At 50.5% G+C, this 18961-nt stretch carries 13 protein-coding genes; 9 read left to right on the forward strand and 4 right to left on the reverse strand.

Going from position 1 to position 18961, the window contains the following annotated elements:
- Positions 1–532 precede the first annotated feature (532 nt).
- From HMPREF3016_RS00250 to HMPREF3016_RS00275, 6 genes are all read left to right on the forward strand, one after another.
- Positions 533–4024 (forward strand): bifunctional proline dehydrogenase/L-glutamate gamma-semialdehyde dehydrogenase, encoded by a 3492-nt coding sequence (locus HMPREF3016_RS00250; protein ID WP_070739283.1) that lies wholly within the window; start codon positions 533–535, stop codon positions 4022–4024.
- A gap of 290 nt (positions 4025–4314) precedes the next feature.
- Complete coding sequence (gene gcvH, locus HMPREF3016_RS00255) at positions 4315–4701, forward strand: glycine cleavage system protein GcvH (protein ID WP_004004367.1); 387 nt, start codon at positions 4315–4317, stop codon at positions 4699–4701.
- A gap of 452 nt (positions 4702–5153) precedes the next feature.
- The gene (locus HMPREF3016_RS00260; RefSeq protein ID WP_004004368.1) at positions 5154–5930 is read left to right on the forward strand and encodes a transcriptional regulator FtsR; all 777 of its coding nucleotides are present in this window, start codon (positions 5154–5156) and stop codon (positions 5928–5930) included.
- A 588-nt stretch (positions 5931–6518) separates the two neighbouring features.
- A complete protein-coding gene (locus tag HMPREF3016_RS00265) occupies positions 6519–7106 on the forward strand; it encodes a MerR family transcriptional regulator (protein WP_004004369.1) in 588 nt (195 codons plus the stop codon).
- Between the two features lie 189 nt (positions 7107–7295).
- Entirely contained in the window at positions 7296–8108 is an 813-nt protein-coding gene (locus HMPREF3016_RS00270; RefSeq protein WP_004004370.1) for a ParA family protein, read from the forward strand.
- Positions 8109–8214: 106 nt separating this feature from the next.
- Positions 8215–9651, forward strand: a complete 1437-nt coding sequence (locus HMPREF3016_RS00275) for a mycothione reductase (RefSeq protein WP_048751980.1) — start codon at positions 8215–8217, stop codon at positions 9649–9651.
- A gap of 80 nt (positions 9652–9731) precedes the next feature.
- On the opposite strand, the gene HMPREF3016_RS00280 is transcribed toward HMPREF3016_RS00275, so the two are convergent.
- Together HMPREF3016_RS00280 and HMPREF3016_RS00285 are read right to left on the reverse strand one after the other, a co-directional pair.
- On the reverse strand, positions 9732–11828 hold the full coding sequence (locus HMPREF3016_RS00280; protein WP_239664739.1) for an AMP-dependent synthetase/ligase: 2097 nt from the start codon (positions 11826–11828) through the stop codon (positions 9732–9734).
- Between the two features lie 28 nt (positions 11829–11856).
- Entirely contained in the window at positions 11857–12720 is an 864-nt protein-coding gene (locus HMPREF3016_RS00285) for an alpha/beta hydrolase (RefSeq protein ID WP_048751979.1), read from the reverse strand.
- A 339-nt stretch (positions 12721–13059) separates the two neighbouring features.
- Here HMPREF3016_RS00285 and HMPREF3016_RS00290 point away from each other — a divergent pair, with 339 nt between their 5' ends.
- Together HMPREF3016_RS00290 and HMPREF3016_RS00295 are read left to right on the forward strand one after the other, a co-directional pair.
- The gene (locus HMPREF3016_RS00290; protein ID WP_013398829.1) at positions 13060–13809 is read left to right on the forward strand and encodes a lysophospholipid acyltransferase family protein; all 750 of its coding nucleotides are present in this window, start codon (positions 13060–13062) and stop codon (positions 13807–13809) included.
- Between the two features lie 119 nt (positions 13810–13928).
- Positions 13929–15290 carry a class II 3-deoxy-7-phosphoheptulonate synthase gene (locus HMPREF3016_RS00295; protein WP_013398830.1) on the forward strand — a complete coding sequence of 454 codons (1362 nt, stop codon included), beginning with the start codon at positions 13929–13931 and terminating at the stop codon, positions 15288–15290.
- 79 nt (positions 15291–15369) lie between these two features.
- Here HMPREF3016_RS00295 and HMPREF3016_RS00300 read toward each other — a convergent pair whose 3' ends face one another.
- The gene (locus HMPREF3016_RS00300) at positions 15370–17034 is read right to left on the reverse strand and encodes a serine/threonine protein kinase (protein WP_070739287.1); all 1665 of its coding nucleotides are present in this window, start codon (positions 17032–17034) and stop codon (positions 15370–15372) included.
- A 197-nt stretch (positions 17035–17231) separates the two neighbouring features.
- On the opposite strand from HMPREF3016_RS00300, the gene HMPREF3016_RS00305 reads away from it, so the two are divergent.
- A complete protein-coding gene (locus HMPREF3016_RS00305; protein WP_013398832.1) occupies positions 17232–17600 on the forward strand; it encodes an Rv2175c family DNA-binding protein in 369 nt (122 codons plus the stop codon).
- A 108-nt stretch (positions 17601–17708) separates the two neighbouring features.
- Here HMPREF3016_RS00305 and HMPREF3016_RS00310 read toward each other — a convergent pair whose 3' ends face one another.
- A complete protein-coding gene (locus HMPREF3016_RS00310; protein WP_070739290.1) occupies positions 17709–18851 on the reverse strand; it encodes a polyprenyl synthetase family protein in 1143 nt (380 codons plus the stop codon).
- Positions 18852–18961: the final 110 nt, after the last annotated feature.

Here is an 18961-nt window from a genome sequence, read left to right on the forward strand (position 1 = left end):
AAGGGTGCGCTGTTCGCATCGGTCTTGCTGCCCCTCATTTTGCGGAGTACTAGGCTGCCTGATGCGGTATCTTAAACCACCTTAAGCTTTTCTTCATGGTATCGAAATAGGTACTTTCTGTGTCGCAGAAACGACGGACGCAACGATAAAGTTTTCATAAACATTTTGGGATGTCATTCTCTTGTAATAAATGAACTCTGTTCGTTTTGTCCGGCATTAAGTACTGTATTTTGATTGCAAACAAGTCGGGCTTAAGGCCGTAAATCTTTAAGGTTTAAAGTGCTTGTTGAATGTTGGATGAGGTGGGGTTGGATGGTAGTTGTTTGGCTTGTAGTGCGCTCATGCCCTTCCGCCTATTTCATAGGGCTTAGTGGGGATTTGCGGCCGTCAAAAATATTTAGATATTCTAAAATATTATTGGCAAAAACATTCAGTTTTTCTAATGAGGTATTCAATACCCTTTTGTGGTGAAATAGAGACATCAATACGCTTCGTGTGCTTATAGCACACCGTAGTTAGTTAGGAGTCAAGGATGACGCATCCTTTCGCATCTGAGCATTACCAGAAATTGGCTCAGGACGCTCGTGCACTCGTTCGTCAATGGGTGACTGAGTCTCAGTCCATTAAGCCAACTTATGCTGCCAAGCAACTGGCTGGTGTTTTGAAAGACCCAAAGGGTCTGCCCTTTACCGTTGGATTTGTCGATGGCGTCATTCGCCCTGAGGACGACAACGTTTCGGGTCGTAACCTATCTCGTATTTCTGGTCTAGCCCCTTCCTTCTTGCCGTGGTACATGAAGTCCGCCGTTGGCTTCGGCGGTAAGCTGGCCGGTAAGGTGTCGTGGCCTACCGTTCCTGTGGCGCGTCGAGTATTGCGCGAAATGGTGGGTCACCTGATCGTCGATGCTTCCGAAGAGAAACTGGGAGATGCCATCGCAGAACTTACCAAGAGTGGTAACCGTTTGAACGTTAACCTGCTGGGTGAGGCAGTGCTGGGTGATAATGAAGCCGAGCATCGTCTCTCTGAGACTAAGCGTCTGCTCGCTCGTGACGACGTTGATTATGTTTCTATTAAGGTATCTGCTGTCTCTGGTCCTCATCAGCACTGGGCATTTGACGAAGTTGTCGAAGAAGCGGTTCGACGTTTGACTCCGCTGTATGAGCTGGCCGCATCCTCTTCCCCCAAGAAGTTCATTAACCTGGACATGGAAGAGTACAAAGATCTCGATATGACTATTGAGGTCTTTACCAAGATCCTGGATCAGCCTCATCTGAAGGATCTTGAAGCAGGCATCGTGCTTCAGGCATACCTGCCCGATACTCTCGCCGCAATGCAGCGGTTGCAGGCATGGGCAGCAGAACGTGTTGCTAACGGTGGTTCCTCGATCAAGGTTCGTCTGGTTAAGGGCGCTAACCTCTCTATGGAAATCGTGGAGGGTGTTATGCATGGTTGGCCTGTTACCACCTGGGACACCAAGCAGGCTGCAGACACCAACTACAAGCGCATCCTCGATTACGCACTGCGTCCCGAGCATGCGAAGAACATCCGCCTAGGCGTTGCCGGGCACAACCTCTTTGACGTTGCGTTTGCGTTGCTTTTGGCTGAAGACCGCGGCGTTAAGGATCGCGTGGAGTTCGAGATGCTGATCGGCATGGCCGAGCAGCAGGCAGAAATCATTCGCCGTCGTGTGGGACACCTGCTTCTGTATGTGCCCGTGGTGAACCCCAAGGAATTCGACGTTGCTATTGCATACCTGATTCGTCGCCTAGAAGAGAACGCATCTTCCGAAAACTTCATGTCGGGTATTTTTGATCTCGCAACTGACGAAGAAATCTTCAAGCGCGAAGAAGACCGCTTTATGCGCTCACTGAACTCGGTCACTGATGAGGTTCCGGAAGGCAAACGCCATCAAAACCGTCAGACTGAGAATGCAGATAACGTCTTCGTGCCCGCAGGTCGTTTTGAGAACACACCCGATACCGACCCATCGCTGTCTGGCAACCGTGAGTGGGGCCGAGCAATCCTTGAGCGTTCCAAGACCACTCAAATCGGTATTGCTACTTTGAAGGAAAACGAGCTAACTTCTGCCGCTGAGGCTGAACAGCTTGTTGCTGATGCTGAAGCATCGGGTAAGGTTTGGGGTCGTCTCTCTGGCGCTGAGCGTGCTGCTGTACTGCGTAACGTTGGTAAGGAAATCGCCCTGCACCGTGCCGAGCTTCTGGAAGTTATGGCTGCTGAGGCTGGTAAAACTCTGGATCAGGGTGATACCGAGGTTTCTGAAGCTATCGACTTTGCCTACTACTACGCAATGCTTGCTGAAGACTTGGAAAAGATTGACGGTGCTCAGGTACAGTCGGTTGATTTGACTGTGGTTGTTCCGCCGTGGAACTTCCCGACGGCTATTCCCGCCGGTGGTGTTCTTGCCGGTCTGGCTGCAGGTTCGGCTGTTATCTTCAAGCCTGCAACTATTACCGCACGTACTGGTGCTCTGATTGCTGAGATCATGTGGAAAGCAGGTGTTCCCAAGGACGTTCTGAAGCTCGTCAAGGTTGTTGACCGTGAGGCTGGCAAGGTTTTGATCTCTCACCCCGAGGTTGATCGTCTGATCCTCACCGGTGGTTACGAGACGGCAGAGCTCTTCCGCTCCTGGCGCGATGATCTTCCGCTGTTTGGCGAGACCTCTGGTAAGAACTCTATCATCGTGACCCCCAACGCTGACATCGATCTTGCTGTCAAGGATGTTGTATACTCGGCATTTGGACACGCAGGTCAGAAGTGCTCCGCAGGCTCTACCGTCATATTGGTAGGCGCTGCCGCACAGTCCGAGCGTTTCCGTCGTCAGCTTCTTGACTCCGTCAACTCTCTGCACGTGGCACATCCGCAGGATATTGAAGCTCAGATGGGGCCTGTTGCACAGAAGCCTGAAGAGAAGCTTCTGCGTGGTTTGACTACTCTAGGGCCGGGGGAGCGCTGGCTCATTCAGCCTAAGGAACTTGACGATACCGGTCGCCTATGGAGTCCCGGTGTTCGTGAAGGCGTTAAGCCTGGATCTGAGTACCATATGACCGAGTATTTTGGTCCGATCCTGGGCATCATGACCGCGGATACTTTGGAAGAAGCTATTGAGCTTCAGAACGCACCGGATTACGGCCTCACCGCTGGTCTGCATTCGCTGGATGCAGAGGAGCTTGAGCTCTGGCTCTCCAAGGTGCAGGCAGGTAACGTCTATGTGAACCGTGGTATTACCGGCGCTATCGTCCGCCGTCAGCCCTTCGGTGGCTGGAAGAAATCCACTGTTGGTTCTGGTACCAAGGCAGGCGGTCCTAGCTATCTCATTGCACTGTCCGACTGGGAGCGCACCGAGGCTACCGCAACCGCTGTTCCTCAGTCAGTTGCTGTACGTGAAGTTCTGGCAACAGCAGATAATGCCGATTTGTGCACCGCAGAAGATTTCGCCTTCCTGACCCGTTCGGCATCCTCGGATGCTGAAGCTTGGGAGAGCGAGTTTGGTTACGGCTACGATCCCTCGAAGCTTGGCGTTGAGCGTAACATTCTGCGTTACGTTCCCACTCAGGTTCTGGTACGTGCTGACGAATCCGCCTCTGTCGCAGAGGCTGTTCGTGTGGTTCTTGCTGGCTTGGCTGCGGGTGCGCCGATGGCTCTGTCTGTGGGCAAGGATCTGCCGGTCGCTGTACGCGGTATTCTCGAAAACAAAGGCATCAAGTACCTGGTCGAGTCCGATGAAGCATGGCGCACATACTTGGCTTCTAACGCTAAGACTCCGGTTCGCGCTCTGGCTGGTACTCCGCTTGAAGGTACTCGTATCCGTTACATCGGTGATGACGTCAAGTCCGTGTACACGGCCCTGGGTGGTCGTCCCGATGTTGCTGTGTACTTCCACCCCGTGACCGAGGCTGGTCGTATCGAGATGCTCCCCTTCCTGCGTGAACAGGCCGTTTCGATTACCGCACACCGCTTCGGTAACCCGAACCCCTTCTCAGAGAGTGTTATCTCCTCTCGATAAGTGAGGTTCTAGCCTGAGTTGGGCTAAATAGAATGAGATGCCTCGTCTCTGCTATACGTAGAGGCGAGGCATCTCACTATATTCTGTCTGATTTTCAATGTGTGAAATTTGCGAGGCACATCTTAACCTTACGGAAATTACTTCTAAGAACCCATGACACGATTCGGAAAAAACGTGCTCAACATTACGTATCTATGAGATAATTTATGTATTGCCTCTCGTGTCCCACACCGTGAGAGGTTCGCACAGAACCGTGCGTAGCAAGAACACACTGAAAGGAAATCGCTGCTATGAGCAACGTTCCCGCAGAACTTCTGTACACATCTGATCATGAGTGGGTTTCCCCCCTTTCGGCTGAAGGTACTGTTCGCGTCGGTATTACCGATCATGCGCAGGATGCGCTGGGTGACGTGGTTTATGTAGACCTGCCCTCTGTCGGTGACTCCCTCGATGCTGAGGGTAGCTTTGGCGAGATTGAGTCCACTAAGTCCGTATCCGATCTTCTGTCACCAGTTGCTGGTGAGGTTGTCGCCGTCAATGAGGCGCTGGCTGATGACCCCGCACAGGTGAACTCCGATCCTTACGGTGAGGGCTGGCTTATCGAACTTCGTCCTGAAAATGCTGATGATGTGGCAAAGCTTCTTTCAGCGGAGGCCTATCAGGCTGAGTTGGACTAATTACCGGTACCTAGGCGTAGATATATATCCGGTGATTACCGCCAAAAAGACGGTAATCACCGGATGATTTTGTAAAATGTGACGAAAAATAAATACAAATAATTCTAAAAATTTATCAATACCTATACTTATATATCGCGTGGAAAAATAAGGGTTTTTGGATAAATTGGTATTGTTTTACTACTTGATGGTTAAAGTTTTGTAATCTTTCGGCATCGAAAATGCCGTTATTCGGCGGTTTTCTAATGGAATTCTGAGACGGAACACTATAAGATTGACTCAAAGGTTCAGTGTTTATCATTTTGTGATAAATTATCTGAACCTCACTCACTCACAATACAAAAGAACAAGTAACGCCGTCTGCGAAGAAGCCGATTAGGTACTATGCAGCACGCCGAGGCGGTCTGCGCATCGGCGTAACTTTGACGAGCACAATTTCTCAAAGGAATACTATGAACTCCCGCATTGATGACAATCTCGCTCGGGCAGAGGCTCTAGTAGAGAGCGCTGAACGTGGCAAAGATAGTCGTGACCCCCGAGATATTAAGAGCCGCACTATAGGACAGGTTTTAAGTCAACTGGATCTTGATTTTCCGGGGATTAGCGCCTCTAAGATTCGTTTTTTGGAGGAGCGTGGTTTGGTCCATCCCAAACGTACCGATACTGGGTATCGAAAGTACTCCCAAACCGACATCGAGCGCCTGCGGTATATCTTGACGATGCAACGCGACTACTATATGCCGCTCAAGGTTATTCGTCAGCATCTTGACGATCTTGAGGCGGGTCGCGCCATTAACTCTGTACCTGCACCCGTTTCGGACGAGATGTTGGACCAGGTTTTGGGATCCACCAACGTTGCGGAGGGGCGTACATACAGTATTCGTGAACTCGCAGAGTACTCGGGTGCGCCCGTTGAGCTTATTCGTGAGCTTATTGACTTCGGCCTTCTGGATGACGAGGCAGATGCGAAATATACTGAATATGATGTGCTTATTGCCCGAGCTAGCGCTGAACTTATGGGACATGGCATTCAGCCCCGTCATCTGAGAGCTTTCAAATCTGCAGCAGACCGTGAAATCTCTCTTGTTGAGATCGCGGTAGCTCCTTTAGCTTCGCGCCGTGACGCAGCTTCTCAGACGCAGGCTCAAGAGCGAGCCGATAAGATTCGCAAACTTTGTCTGCAGTTGCATGCAACCCTTGTAGAGTCTGCAATGCCGACGTATAACTAGGGCTTTCTGTACGCATGTAGTTAGAAACTTGCGCTGGCTTCTGCGTCTGTCTACGAAGTAGGGGCTAGTCCTGCCAAGAAAAATATCACTCAATCTCAGTGTTGGATGCGTGAAAGTTTGATCGCTTTTGCGCATCCATTTTTTAAGGTTTGTTGCAGATATAGTGCTCAATATGAGTAGGGTTTACATGTTTCCATGACCGTATTCTAGGCGCGCTTAGATGTTGTATGGGCGGAGAATAATCTACTAAAGCTCAACTCCCACCCTGAAGATGTGCAAGTTTTATGCTAAAGGGAGAGATAGGTTAAACTATAAAGGCTGCCGTAGCTTTCAGAAGGCGCGGTTCCTCTTTTTATCCCGTAATGTATTTGCTCTCTAAACGTGTAAAAACTGCTGGAGCTTAGTGCCCGGTATTTCCGTGCATTTGAACGGGTAACAAGGTAGGATAACAAACAGAAGTAACCCGTTCGGCTACGGACATCGGATAAGAAGGAGGTATTGCCAATGGCGCGATATAGCGTCGGTGACAAGACCACACCAGGGAATACCTCAAAAACTGGATCTCGTTCTTCTGAGGCTTACCATGATATGCATGGTACAGCCGAGCAGTTAGAAGGGTTTGAAGTTCTTCTTCCGATGGCACCACCTCCGCGTGGTGAACAGGGGGTTCTTTTTAAAGATCCTGTATCAATCGTCGACGAGAACTTAGGGTACCGCGGGTCTGTTGCCAGGAAAGCTGCCGGGATTAGCTATCGGCAGCTTGACTACTGGGCTCGTACGGAGCTTGTGGTGCCTACTGTGCGCTCCGCCTCAGGGTCTGGGACTCAACGGCTCTATAGTTTCCGCGATGTATTGGTTCTCAAGATCGTTAAGCGCCTTCTCGATACCGGAGTATCTTTACAACAGATTCGTACCTCTATTGACCATCTTCATACTCGGGGGATCGAGGATCTTGCAGGAATCACCCTGATGAGCGATGGAACCACCGTTTATGAGTGTACGTCACCGAGCGAAGTTATTGATCTCGTACAGGCTGGCCAAGGTGTCTTCGGAATTGCTATTGGGCGAGTCTGGCGTGAGATCGAAGCGAATCTGAATGGGCAACCTAGTGAAGAGATGCAGACGGTATCGGACGCGGAAGACGAACTTGCCGCACGCCGCGCCCGTAAAGCCTGACGTGCACTAAAACCTCAATACTCTAGTAGAGTGGTTTTAAAGACATACGCTGTGGCACCACATATGCGTGATATACACGAGTGTAAAGATTATTGGGAAAACTTGCGATCGAGAGTTATCGAACGCAAGTAATTTCGATAAAATAAGAGTGCACTCATTCAATTGTTGAACTTATAACTTCGGAGCGCCATGCCTAGAATTGTCAGTGTTAGTAGCCTCAAAGGTGGCGTGGGTAAGACCTCCATTGTGTTAGGTCTTGCATCAGCAGCGTTGCACGGTGGGCTCAAAACCCTTGTCATAGATCTCGATCCCCACGGGGACGCTAGTACCGGACTTGCCGCGGAAGGCGGGTGCCCGGACATTGCCTCTATCCTGCTTACCCATGACACCGATGCGCTCACCCGCCTTGTGAGCCCGTCAGCTTGGAATAGCCTGGTGGGTACACCTACGCTACTCACGAGCAATCCTATAGGGGGCGGCGAAATTCATGTAGCTCGTGGTTCGGCGCGTTCGGCTCTTCTCGATACGAAAGAGCCCACGCCCTTCATTGAACGGTTGCAGAATCTTATCGAAAATACTGGGAGCACATACGACCTAGTCCTCATCGACTGCCCACCGTTTTTAGGGACCCTTACAGCAACTGGATGGGGCGCAAGTCAGCGAGTGCTTTCGATTGCGGAGCCTTCACTTTTCTCCGTGGCGGGTACTGAGCGTACCCTCCGTGCGATTGTTAGGTTCCAGAAAGACGAGAATAGTTCTGTTGAGGCTGCTGCCGTTGTCGTGAATAAATTACGTGCCGACGATCCTGAGCACAGCTATCGGTACGAAGAATTGAAGGCACTCTTTGGGCAGCTTGTTGCTGAGCCTACGTTCAACGAGGAAGCTGTTATTCAACGTGCTCTTGGGGCAGCACATCCGATTCACTTCTGGCCCGACGAAGAAGCTGTGGAGCCCTCCATACGATTTACACGTCTGCTTGCCGGACTCATGGCAGCACTGTAGAACCTAAGTAATTGGTTGCCTGCCTGCACCCCGGAATAAAATCTGGGGTGCAGCGTTGTATTGTTCGTATTAAGACTCAAGTAATTTTTATTGCAGGTGAGGGACTATGAGTATCAAAGAGCTCGAAATTATTGATGGCGTAGCACAGTACGACCTTATCGTCATCGGTTCGGGATCGGGGAACACCCTGATAGGACCGGAATGGGATACCAAAAAAGTAGCGCTTATAGACGGCGGTACTTTTGGCGGAACATGCCTGAACGTTGGGTGCATCCCCACGAAAATGTTTGTGTACCCGGCAACTACTGCGCAGAAAGCACGTGAGCTCAATAAGTTAGGCATTGAGGCTGAAATTACTGCAATTAACTGGGCACAGATACGCGATCGTATTTTCCCTCAGCGCATCGATAAAATTTCTGCTGGTGGGCGTGACTGGCGCGCTGGTCTACCTAATGTGGATTACTACCCCGAATACGCTCATTTTGTTGATGCTCACACAGTGCAGACAGAGTCCGGGCAGAAACTTTACGGTCGCCAGGTTGTAATTGCTGCGGGTTCGCGGGCGGTTCTTCCGGCGGTTCCCGGTATTGACTTACCACAGGTTCATACAAACGACACGATTATGCGTTTGGAGGAGCTCCCTAAACGTCTTGTAGTGCTTGGTGGCGGGGTTGTCGCTGCTGAGTTCTCACACGTATTCTCTGCTTTGGGGGCACAGGTCTATCAGATGGTCCGTTCTAACCGTATTCTCCGTGAGGTAGATGTAGAAGTTGTAGACAGGTTCGTAGAAGCAGCATCTCACCAGTGGAACATTCTCCTGGAACGCTCTCTTGTCGAAATCCGCGAGAATGGCGATGGAACCGTTACCGTTGTGGTTGAACACAATGGTGAGGTAGAGGAGATTGTTGCGGATATTGTACTTGCCGCAACTGGTCGCCGCTCCAATAGCGATACTCTTAAAGCATCCAGTTTCTTTGACGTCGATAGCCGCGGGTTTATTGGAACTGATAAATACCAGCGCGTACTGTATAACGGTTCTCCCGTACCTGGAGTATTCGCGCTAGGTGATGTCTCCTCGCCATTCCAACTCAAGCATGTGGCGAACCATGAGGCACGGACCGTTCAACATAACCTCAGCCACTCCGATAGCTTCGTTGCCAGCGATCATCGTTTTGTCCCTGCTGCGGTTTTCAGTAATCCGCAGATAGCAACTGTGGGACTCTCAGAAGAGAACGCCCGGAAGCTGGGAGAGCGTGAGGGCTTCGAAGTTACGGTGAAGAGCCAGAACTACGGCGATACCGCTTATGGATGGGCTATGGAAGATTCCGTGGGATTGGCGAAACTTATTGCCCGCAAAGACACGGGACAGCTCTTAGGCGCTCACCTTGTAGGGGAAGAAGCCTCAGTGTTGATCCAGCCGCTTATTCAAGCCATGAGCTTCGGGTTAGGCGTGAAAGACATGGCCCGTGGTCAGTATTGGATTCACCCTGCTCTGACTGAAGTTATAGAAAATGCTCTTCTTGGGCTAGATGTAGATAACTAGTTTTCATATATAAAGCTGTGGGGCCCTCCCCAACCTTGGTGAGAACCCCACAGCTTTTAGCCTCTTTTCGCATTCAAGAGCTACGATTCTTCCGAAGAGATTCGTGGAGCTTTTTGTTGTTCTGAATCTCCGTGCACGTGCTCTTTACCATCAGGGTATGTACGCTCTTTATCTGAAGGTGTGGCTCGGACTGGCTGATGCTGAGATAACTTTTCCGCCGCTTGCCCTTTAAACTCTTCAAGACGTTCAGTCGCTTCAACCTTCAGATCATGAAGTTTTTCTGTCTTCTCTGTTTTGAACTCTTGGAGCCTATCAGAAGCTTGCTCGGCGTAGCTTTGCAGACGTTCGAGTTTATTATTAGCGCTTTCCGAAACACGGCTATAGATGTCATCCACATAAGCAGAAAAATCCTGCAGAATCTTAGCCCGTTTGAGCTTTTGAGAAGGTGTTAAATAGCCGTCCGCCTCCGTCAAATCCTTACCCATAATGCGGAATTCGCGAATAGCTTCTGCACGAGATACCAGTTGATTAGCCTCATCAATAATGCGCTGGATCGCGGCGCGCACGGCAGGATGCACGGCGGCCTCTGGCATAGAAAGGGAACGCGGAAGCCCCAAATGCTCAAGCTGATCGGGGAGAGTATCGGGATCGAGAGTAACCAAAGCCGCAATAAAGGGTTTCTGGTCTCCCACGAGCATAGCCTGAGATACCAAGGGAGAAGTTCGTAGATGGTTCTCCGCAGTGCCCGGAATAACATTCTTGCCCCCGGCCGTCACGATGATTTCTTTTTTGCGCCCCACAATTTTGAGGAGCCCTTGATCATCGAAACGGGCTAGATCACCGCTCTTGAACCATCCATCGTCAGTGAAAGACTGGGCATTTTCAGCGGGATTTTTGTAGTATTCCTTCATCACGCCGATTCCACGCAGTTCAAGCTCGCCATCTTCGGCAAGACGGCCTTGAGAACCTGGCAGGAGCGGACCAATAGCCCCGATCTGAAAATTGCTGATGCGCCCGGCAGCAATCGGCGCACATGTTTCCGTGAGACCATAACCCTCAACCACTCGGACTCCTACCGCATGGTAGAAATGATTCAACCGTGGGGAGAGAGGCCCGCCTCCGCAGACTGCGTAACGTAATTTACCACCCATAGCGGCACGCAATTTTGTGTAAACTAGCTTATCGTAGAGTGCATATTGTGCCGCCAACTTGAGGGGGAGTCGTCCAGAAACTTTAGCCTCAGACCAAGCGATGGCGACCTTAACCGCTCGCTTAAAAAGATTTTCGTTTATGGTTCCGCCACGAGCCGCCTTAGCCAATGCTCCCTCATAAATCTTTTCAAAGACACGCGGTACCACCAGCAACATGGTGGGCTTAAAACTATCCAGATCAGCCGCAAGATTCTTGATGGTAGGGGAGTGCCCAACAACAACCCCGGAATCCAAAGCAAGAACCTGAATAAACCTTGCCAGAACATGCGCTAAAGGTAAGAAAATAAGGGAAGAACTACGCGGATTAGCGATCTCCGGCTCCGCGATGCGCGTGTTAAGACTCAAATTAAGAAAGTTTCCGTGCGTGAGCGCACATCCTTTAGGCTTACCTGTTGTTCCAGACGTGTAGACGATGGTTGCAAGCGAATCGGCATGGGCATGTGTGCGTGCCGCTTCAAGTTCGGCATCGGAGACGTCTAAACCTGCTCTGATGAGCATATCCAAATCCCCATTTTCAATGACCCAACGATTTTTAATATTGAGCGGGTGAAATTTATGCGCCTTATCAGTAATCTGAACCAGTTTATCGTTCTCCACAAAAATTGCTTGTGCCTCAGAATGCGATAAGGCCCAGGCAACTTGTGCGGGTGCGTTCGTCTCGTAGATAGGTACCGATATGGCTCCGGCATACCAGATAGCAAAATCTATTAAAGCCCACTCAAAGCGGGTGCGGCTCATAATACCTATGCGATCACCAGGTTTAACGCCATGCGCAATGAGTCCCTTGGCTACAGAAACCACCATGTCATGAAACTGATGTGCGTGAATGTCCTGCCAATTGCCAGGCGACATCTGCCACCGATACAGCACTGGATTTGAGGTGTCGGAGGCATGGCGTTCCACAATACTGGTGAGATTCAACGCTGGATCTACCATAGCTTCTGCGGGTACGGAGACAATTTGCATACAAGGCCTTTCAACGCTGTAGCTTGGATTATGCTTCACAGTCAACGACAAAATCTTGTATCACGGATAAGACAAGTTCCGCGTCGTAGTCTAGAGTCGGCACATGGTAACTGTGAGTCAACCATTTAAAGTTTACCGGTGCTGAGCAGTGTTCTAGAAAATAGCGGTGCGAACTATCTGAGACAACATGATCATGAAGGGAACGCAGATAAAGCACCGGAGCTCGTAGCAAGGGTATCAGCTCACGAGTCTCTCGGCCCAAAAGGTGAAGCTGCCGTACAGAAACGGTAGGAGTTCGCGGATATGCACCTTCATCAACTCCAGGACGGGCAATGTCAGATCCCACAGATTTGAGCGAAGGAAATATAGGGGCAACTCGGTGTGCCACTTTCATCATGGGGTTTACATCCACAAAATAGGGGTTAATGAGCACCATGCCTAGAACATCATGCCGAGCCGCTAAATTGGCAGCAATGCACCCGCCCATAGAAATACCGATTACGATAACCCGATAGCCTGCATTGAGGAGTTTCCAATATCCTTCTTCGACACCGTCAACCCACTCTTTATACTCGGTCGCCACCATGTCTCGCCAGTGTGTGCCATGCCCAGCAAGACGAGGCATCTCAACAGGGTAGCCGAGCTTAATAAAGTGATCTGCTATAGGTCGCATACTGTGCGGGGATCCTGTGAAGCCATGAATGATGAGAATGCCAACATCACCCTCATAGAGTTCACGGTCAGCCGGATGGGAAATAGGATCGTGGTTGAACTCCGACTCTAAAGAGCTTTGCGCACGCATTATTGAGGGCTGGATGGCAAGCTCACGACGCTGACGTGCCTGACGGCGGATGCGGCGAAACGGTTCACCTGCATTCTCGAAAATACTCATGGCATCCTTTCAACAGTACACTCTCACTTTGAGACTTGGAACCGTTCAAGAGTTGAAATAGGTTCGTGGTCAATTATTACCTACAGCTCTGGGATAACACCGTCTGAGCTACGCTAAGAGCGCGAAAACGATAATATTCACAGATAACTATCAGACAAAAGTCACCTCGGCGTCGGGAAAGAGGGGATTTCGGCACGGTACTGCTAAAACCGTTACAATCTAATCACGTAGAGGTTTCGCATTGTTGCCGTCCTCTCGTGATATGTGCTCGCTAACCACATCCGTCATATACGGGTACGCGTGCCTATCCCGCATTTATTGTTTTATGACGGAAGAGCTATGACCCTCGCCTACAGCACCCTCAAATTTCTTAGTACGCCCATTCTGCATAGTCTCTATCGGCATGAGATTATCGGGCTTGAGAACATACCCCAGGGACCGGTCATTATTGCAAGTAACCACCTAGCATTTTGCGATTCAGTTTTTATACCTCTTGCGCTCGATCGCCCTATTAATTTCTTGGCGAAAAGTGATTACTTCACAACATCCGGTGTCAAAGGTCGCGCTATGGCTAAATTTTTTACAAGCATGGGTCAGCTTCCCATGGATCGTTCCGGTGGGGTCAAAAGTCAAGAATCTCTTGCCAGAGGCCTTCGGGTGCTAGAATCAGGCGGCATACTGGGGATCTATCCCGAAGGCACCCGCAGTCCTGACGGGCGTGGCTACCGTCCCAAAGTTGGAGTAGCAAGATTAGCCCTTGAATCTGGAGTTTCCGTCGTACCAGTAGGGCAGATTGGTACGGACCTGGTGCAGCCGCTGGGAACAAACAGGCCGCACCTGCACAATCGCGGACAAAAGATAACGATTCGTACAATTTTTGGAAAGCCGCTAGATTTCTCCAGCAGAAGTCACGAAGCGCATCTTTTCTCCGTACAGCGTGAGATTGCGGATCGTGTAGGTGTAGCTATTCGTGAGCTTAGCGGGCAAGAATATGTTGATGTGTACGCGGATGCGGTGAAAAAACTCATGGCGTCCGACAGCTTAACCGCCGAACAGGCTGTAAACCGTCTGTGTGCAGAGTGCCCATAAACTTATCTAAGACTGCGCCATATGCTCAGATACGGCATTTTAGGAAGGTACAATAATCTTTATCCTTGTAACGCCGCGTCAGCGTGCTGAACCATACAGAAATTCTGGAGTACACACCCATGAGCAACGCGAACCATAACCACCAGCTTGGCGCAGATTACGGGTTGGATACCTGGCGGAATCTGCATATAGATCAGCAGCCTACATGGGCAAATCACGCTGATTTTGACGCAACTGTTGCCGAGCTGAGCTCTCTGCCCCCGCTAGTTTTTGCTGGTGAGGTAGATTCTATGCGCGAACAGCTGGCGGAAGTAGCCGAAGGACGTGCGTTCTTGCTACAGGGCGGTGACTGTGCCGAAACTTTTGAAGGTGCCACAGCCTACAAAATCTCTGGTCGCATCAAAACTCTTCTCCAGATGGCGGCGGTTCTTACCTACGGCGCTTCGATGCCTGTGGTGAAGATGGGTCGTATGGCTGGCCAGTTCTCAAAGCCACGTTCCTCGGATACGGAAACACGTGGCGATGTTACTTTGCCTTCCTTCCGGGGCGAAACCGTCAACGGTTTTGAGTTCACGCCTGAAGCTCGTGAGCATGATCCTAAACGTATGCTGCGCGGCTACCACACCAGTTCCGCCACCCTTAACCTTGTGCGTGCTTTTACAAAAGGTGGCTTTGCAGATCTACGCGCGGTACATCAATGGAACCGCGGGTTTACTTCAAACCCAGCGCATGAGCGATACGAACAAACAGCTGATGAAATCGGCCGCGCCCTCAAATTCATGGAAGCCTGTGGGGTTGATTTTGATGCGCTCAAAACTACCGATATGTATGTGGGGCATGAGGCTTTAGTCCTTGACTATGAAAGGTCCCTCACTCGCATCGATTCACGAACCGACTTGCCCTATGACACCTCAGCCCATTTCTTGTGGATTGGTGAGCGAACTCGTGGGATTGATGATGCGCACGTGGATTTCCTCTCTAAAGTGCGTAACCCCATCGGTGTAAAACTCGGTCCCACAACCACCGCTGAAGATGCACTGGCCCTTATCGATAAACTTGACCCGAATCGTGAACCCGGTCGCCTCACTTTTATTACCCGTATGGGGGCTAAGAATATTCGAGAGAAGCTGCCTCCTATCGTCGCAGGGGTACAAGCTGCTGGTGCACAGGTTATCTGGGTAACCGATCCTATGCACGGTAATACAATTTCCGTTCCTTCTGGCTATAAGACCCGCCGTTTTGATGATGTACTCGATGAAGTTCGCGGTTTCTTCGAGGTACATGATGCTCTCGGCTCATTCCCTGGCGGTATTCACGTTGAGATGACCGGGGATGACGTTACTGAATGCCTAGGTGGCTCAGACGCTATTGATGAAGAAGCCCTCGCTGATCGTTATGAATCTCTTTGCGATCCCCGGCTGAATCACTCGCAGTCGCTTGAAATCGCGTTCTTGGTATCCGAGTATCTCAGGAACCGATAAGCAATCTAGTTTTAGCTTTATGCTGAAGGTCGCATAGAACTTTACAGAGCTCTATGCGACCTTCGCATATGGGATTACTCTATAATCCGCCGAAAAGCTTGGAAAAATCTTGCCACCAGGCGGCCTGCAGCACTGATGTGGCGAGCATCCAGCCCGTAAAACCAGCCGCCATAAAGAGAACGACCACCACTAATGCGGCGAGACTCCACGCTGTAGCTGAAGGTGGCTCGGCAAGAGACTCGGTAGGGAATCGAGGATCAAGAATGTGCCGACGTTCGCGCTCCTGCGTTTGAGAAATCCAGCTTTGTTCAGAGTCTAGAGAGGAATTTTGCTCCTGGTTTGCTTGGACAGGAACACTTGAATTCCGGCGATCATATATTCGTTGCGGATCTGCATAGGCAGAGAACGATTCATTGTCCAGCTGCTCTTTGGACATAGACTTTTCTTGCTGAGGAACGTGCTGAGTGGAAGGTGATTCTGATCGTGGTACTGGCGATGGCTCTGGTTGTAGCGCGTTATGGAGATTCGCTGGTGCACTAGGGGTTGAAGATGGGGGAGATATTAGGCTCTCGTTGGGACCATGTGGTTCTGGGCCAATACCGATATGCCCTTGTTCATGGACAGCAGGGGAGAGAGGGACACCAAAATCGTCAATTACCGAATTCTCTGCATCTACGTCGAGAATCAAATCTACCGCGCTGCCGTACGCGCTAATAGGAGTATCACGCACCATTTGCGCCATGCCGCTGCGCTCAGCAATATCACCCACCTCATCCCAAAGTGCAAGCTCGGGAGGTTCAAGATGCGGGGAACGCCATGCACGATCTTTAGGATTCATCCGCTGGGCTATCTCGGATAAAGCAGTGAAAAGTTCCGTGGCGTCCTCGGGGCGTGCATCCGCTTGTTTACGTGTGCACCACCTGATAATCCCCGCTATATCGGGGTCGATTCCCGGAGCTACTTCCGTAATTGGAGGCATCTCAATGTTGGCGTTGTGGTAGAGAACCTGTTGATCGTTGTGTAAACCGGTAAACGGTAAACGACCGGAGAAAATACGGTACATCATAACGCCCAGCGCAAAAATATCCGCTGGAGCACCAACACGTCCTTGCGGGTCTAAAATTTCAGGCGCCACATAGGCGGGGGTACCCATAAGAACCCCAGAGTCATATTGGTCATTGCGGCGCGTAAGACCAAAATCTGCTAACTTAATGCGCCGCTGAGTATCTAAAAGAATATTCCCCGGCTTCATATCGAGGTGAACATACCGATGCGCATGCACCTCTGAAAGCCCCTCAACAACGGGAAGCAAAATTTCAAGACCTTCCCCCATAGACAGCGCTTGGCGAGAGCGAAGGAGCTGGCTGAGCGTACACCCATAAACGTACTCCAAAGCGATATACATAATGCGCTGCCCCTGAAGATACTCGGTACCTGAAGACAACACACCTACTGTGTGACCCCCGCCAATTTTACGCAGAGAGCTTTCCTCACGATGGAATTTTTGCCTGTTCTCCGCTTGTTCGGCAAGTTCGGGCGTAAGTACTTTAATAGCTACGGGATTATTCGACCACAAGTCAGAAGCGTAATAGACTTCACTCATGCCTCCGCGGGCTATCATTCGTCCCATGAGGTAGTGCTTTTCGAGCACTTGACCGGTTAACCGCAGCGGCTGCTTATGATTCGTCTGGGGAGCAGGACCGGGCACAGAGGAACCGGAATTAGGCTGTGGAGTATGACTCATAGTGATAAAAATTTTAGGCGATGCATTTGAATGATGCGACCCTATTCGTCATGTCGGAACCCAACCCTCAGCAGATTTTCAGGAAAGGTGTATACCTGTGATTTAGTCGTAGGCTAGATGAGCACGCTACTTGCAACACACCAGCTTGCGGTACGGAATAAGTGGTAATTGATTAGGCTCTCTGGCACTCTTAAAGGGTGACTAACGAAAATATTGCTCAGACCTTTGCCCTTGTAGGCGAGTGGGTCACTATTCCAGAGATCTCTGAGATCCTCGATCTGAAGATCACTCGCATACATAATCTTCTTTCTGACGGGTCTTTGATAGCCTTGCGTGATCCCGAAACCAACGTGCGTAAAGTCCCCGCACTCTTTTTGAACGGGAACCGCGTCTTGGAATCTTTAAAGGGAACTCTAGTCGTACTCAAAGACTCAGGGTTCAGCGATGAAGAAGCAATCGTCTGGCTATACACGGATGATGACTCTCTTCCTGGGCGCCCTATTGATGCTTTGAAAGACGGACGCAAGACAGAGATCCGCCGTCGCGCACAGGCGCTTGCCTGGTAGAACAAAACTAAGAAGAGTTTTTATCAAGATCGAGTTCCAACGGTACCCGAAAAATATATAGTTATGCGGCGCATCTAACAGCTTGGATGCGCCGCATCGCCATTCTCTCTAAGCTTTACGGTGCAGCGCCTTAGCCGCTATCGCGCTGAGCGCGCAGCGTATCGGCTCGGATACCGGCAGCGCATGAAGAGCAGTATCTACAGCTTCTGACTTCTGAGCGATAAGCTCTTCGACATGCTCTAGAGCCCCAGAGCCTATCATAAGCTCTCGGATTTTAGAGATTTGCTGGTTCGTGAGTTCCGGGTTCCCTAAGGCGCCTTCAAGCATCCTGCGGTCTTCAGCAGAGATATTTTGTGTTGTTAGCGCTATGAGAACGGTGCGTTTTCCCTCACGAATATCATCTCCGGCGGGTTTGCCTGTGGCGCTAGGTTCTCCAAAGACACCAAGTTCATCATCACGAAGCTGAAATCCTTCTCCCAGCGGAAGTCCGAAAGCACGATATTTCCCAAGAATCGGGTGGTCTTGATGCGCGATTGCGGTGAGTGCTAAAGCCCCTCCTAAGACGAGTGGGTGCTCACAGGAGTACTTTGCGGATTTGTATTGAATAACACGGTGAGCACGAGCGAGGGCGTTCTCAGGAGTCTCTGCTGGAATAACTTCGGAAAGCACATCAAGGTATTGGCCAGCCATGACTTCGGTACGCATAGTATCGAAGATGTTTCGCGCTTCGGTGCCGGATAAAGCACCTTCTCCGATGGATGAGAACATCTGTTCCGACCACGAAAGGCACAGATCACCCGCGATGATTCCACCGGTTAGTCCGTAGTTGAAAGTATCGCCCACCCATGAGTTCTGGATGTGCTGCGTTTCAAACTTTTTATGTACTGAGGGCTTTCCGCGGCGTGTATCAGAGCGATCGATAATATCGTCGTGAATAAGAGCCGCTGATTGAAAGAGCTCAAGGGCAGCCCCTGCTCGAATAATAGGGGCAGGAGCCGACCCTTCGAGTATGGAGTCTCCTCCAGCACCTCGCCATCCCCAATAGCTCAGAAGAGCCCGGAGACGTTTCCCCCCGGAAGAGAGCGACTCGATAGCTTCAAGAAGGGGCAGCGCATCGTGAGATATAGCGGTCAGCAGAGTGCGTTGTTGTGCGAAAAATTCTGACATAGTAGCTTCGACTGCGCGTAGGTAAGCTTCTTGCTCAGACTTAACGCCGTCGCTGAGATTTTCAGGTTTCGGCTGTTCTGTCATGTTTGTGTTCCTTAGGGGAGTGCGCGCGAATACTCCTCTAGAGTAAAGCACCGGTTGATATTTGCGAATATTATAACCTTCCTAAGGTCTGAGGTTTCTATAATATAGAA

The sequence above is a fragment of the Rothia sp. HMSC065D02 genome (assembly GCF_001815285.1).
GTDB classification, from domain to species: domain Bacteria; phylum Actinomycetota; class Actinomycetes; order Actinomycetales; family Micrococcaceae; genus Rothia; species Rothia dentocariosa.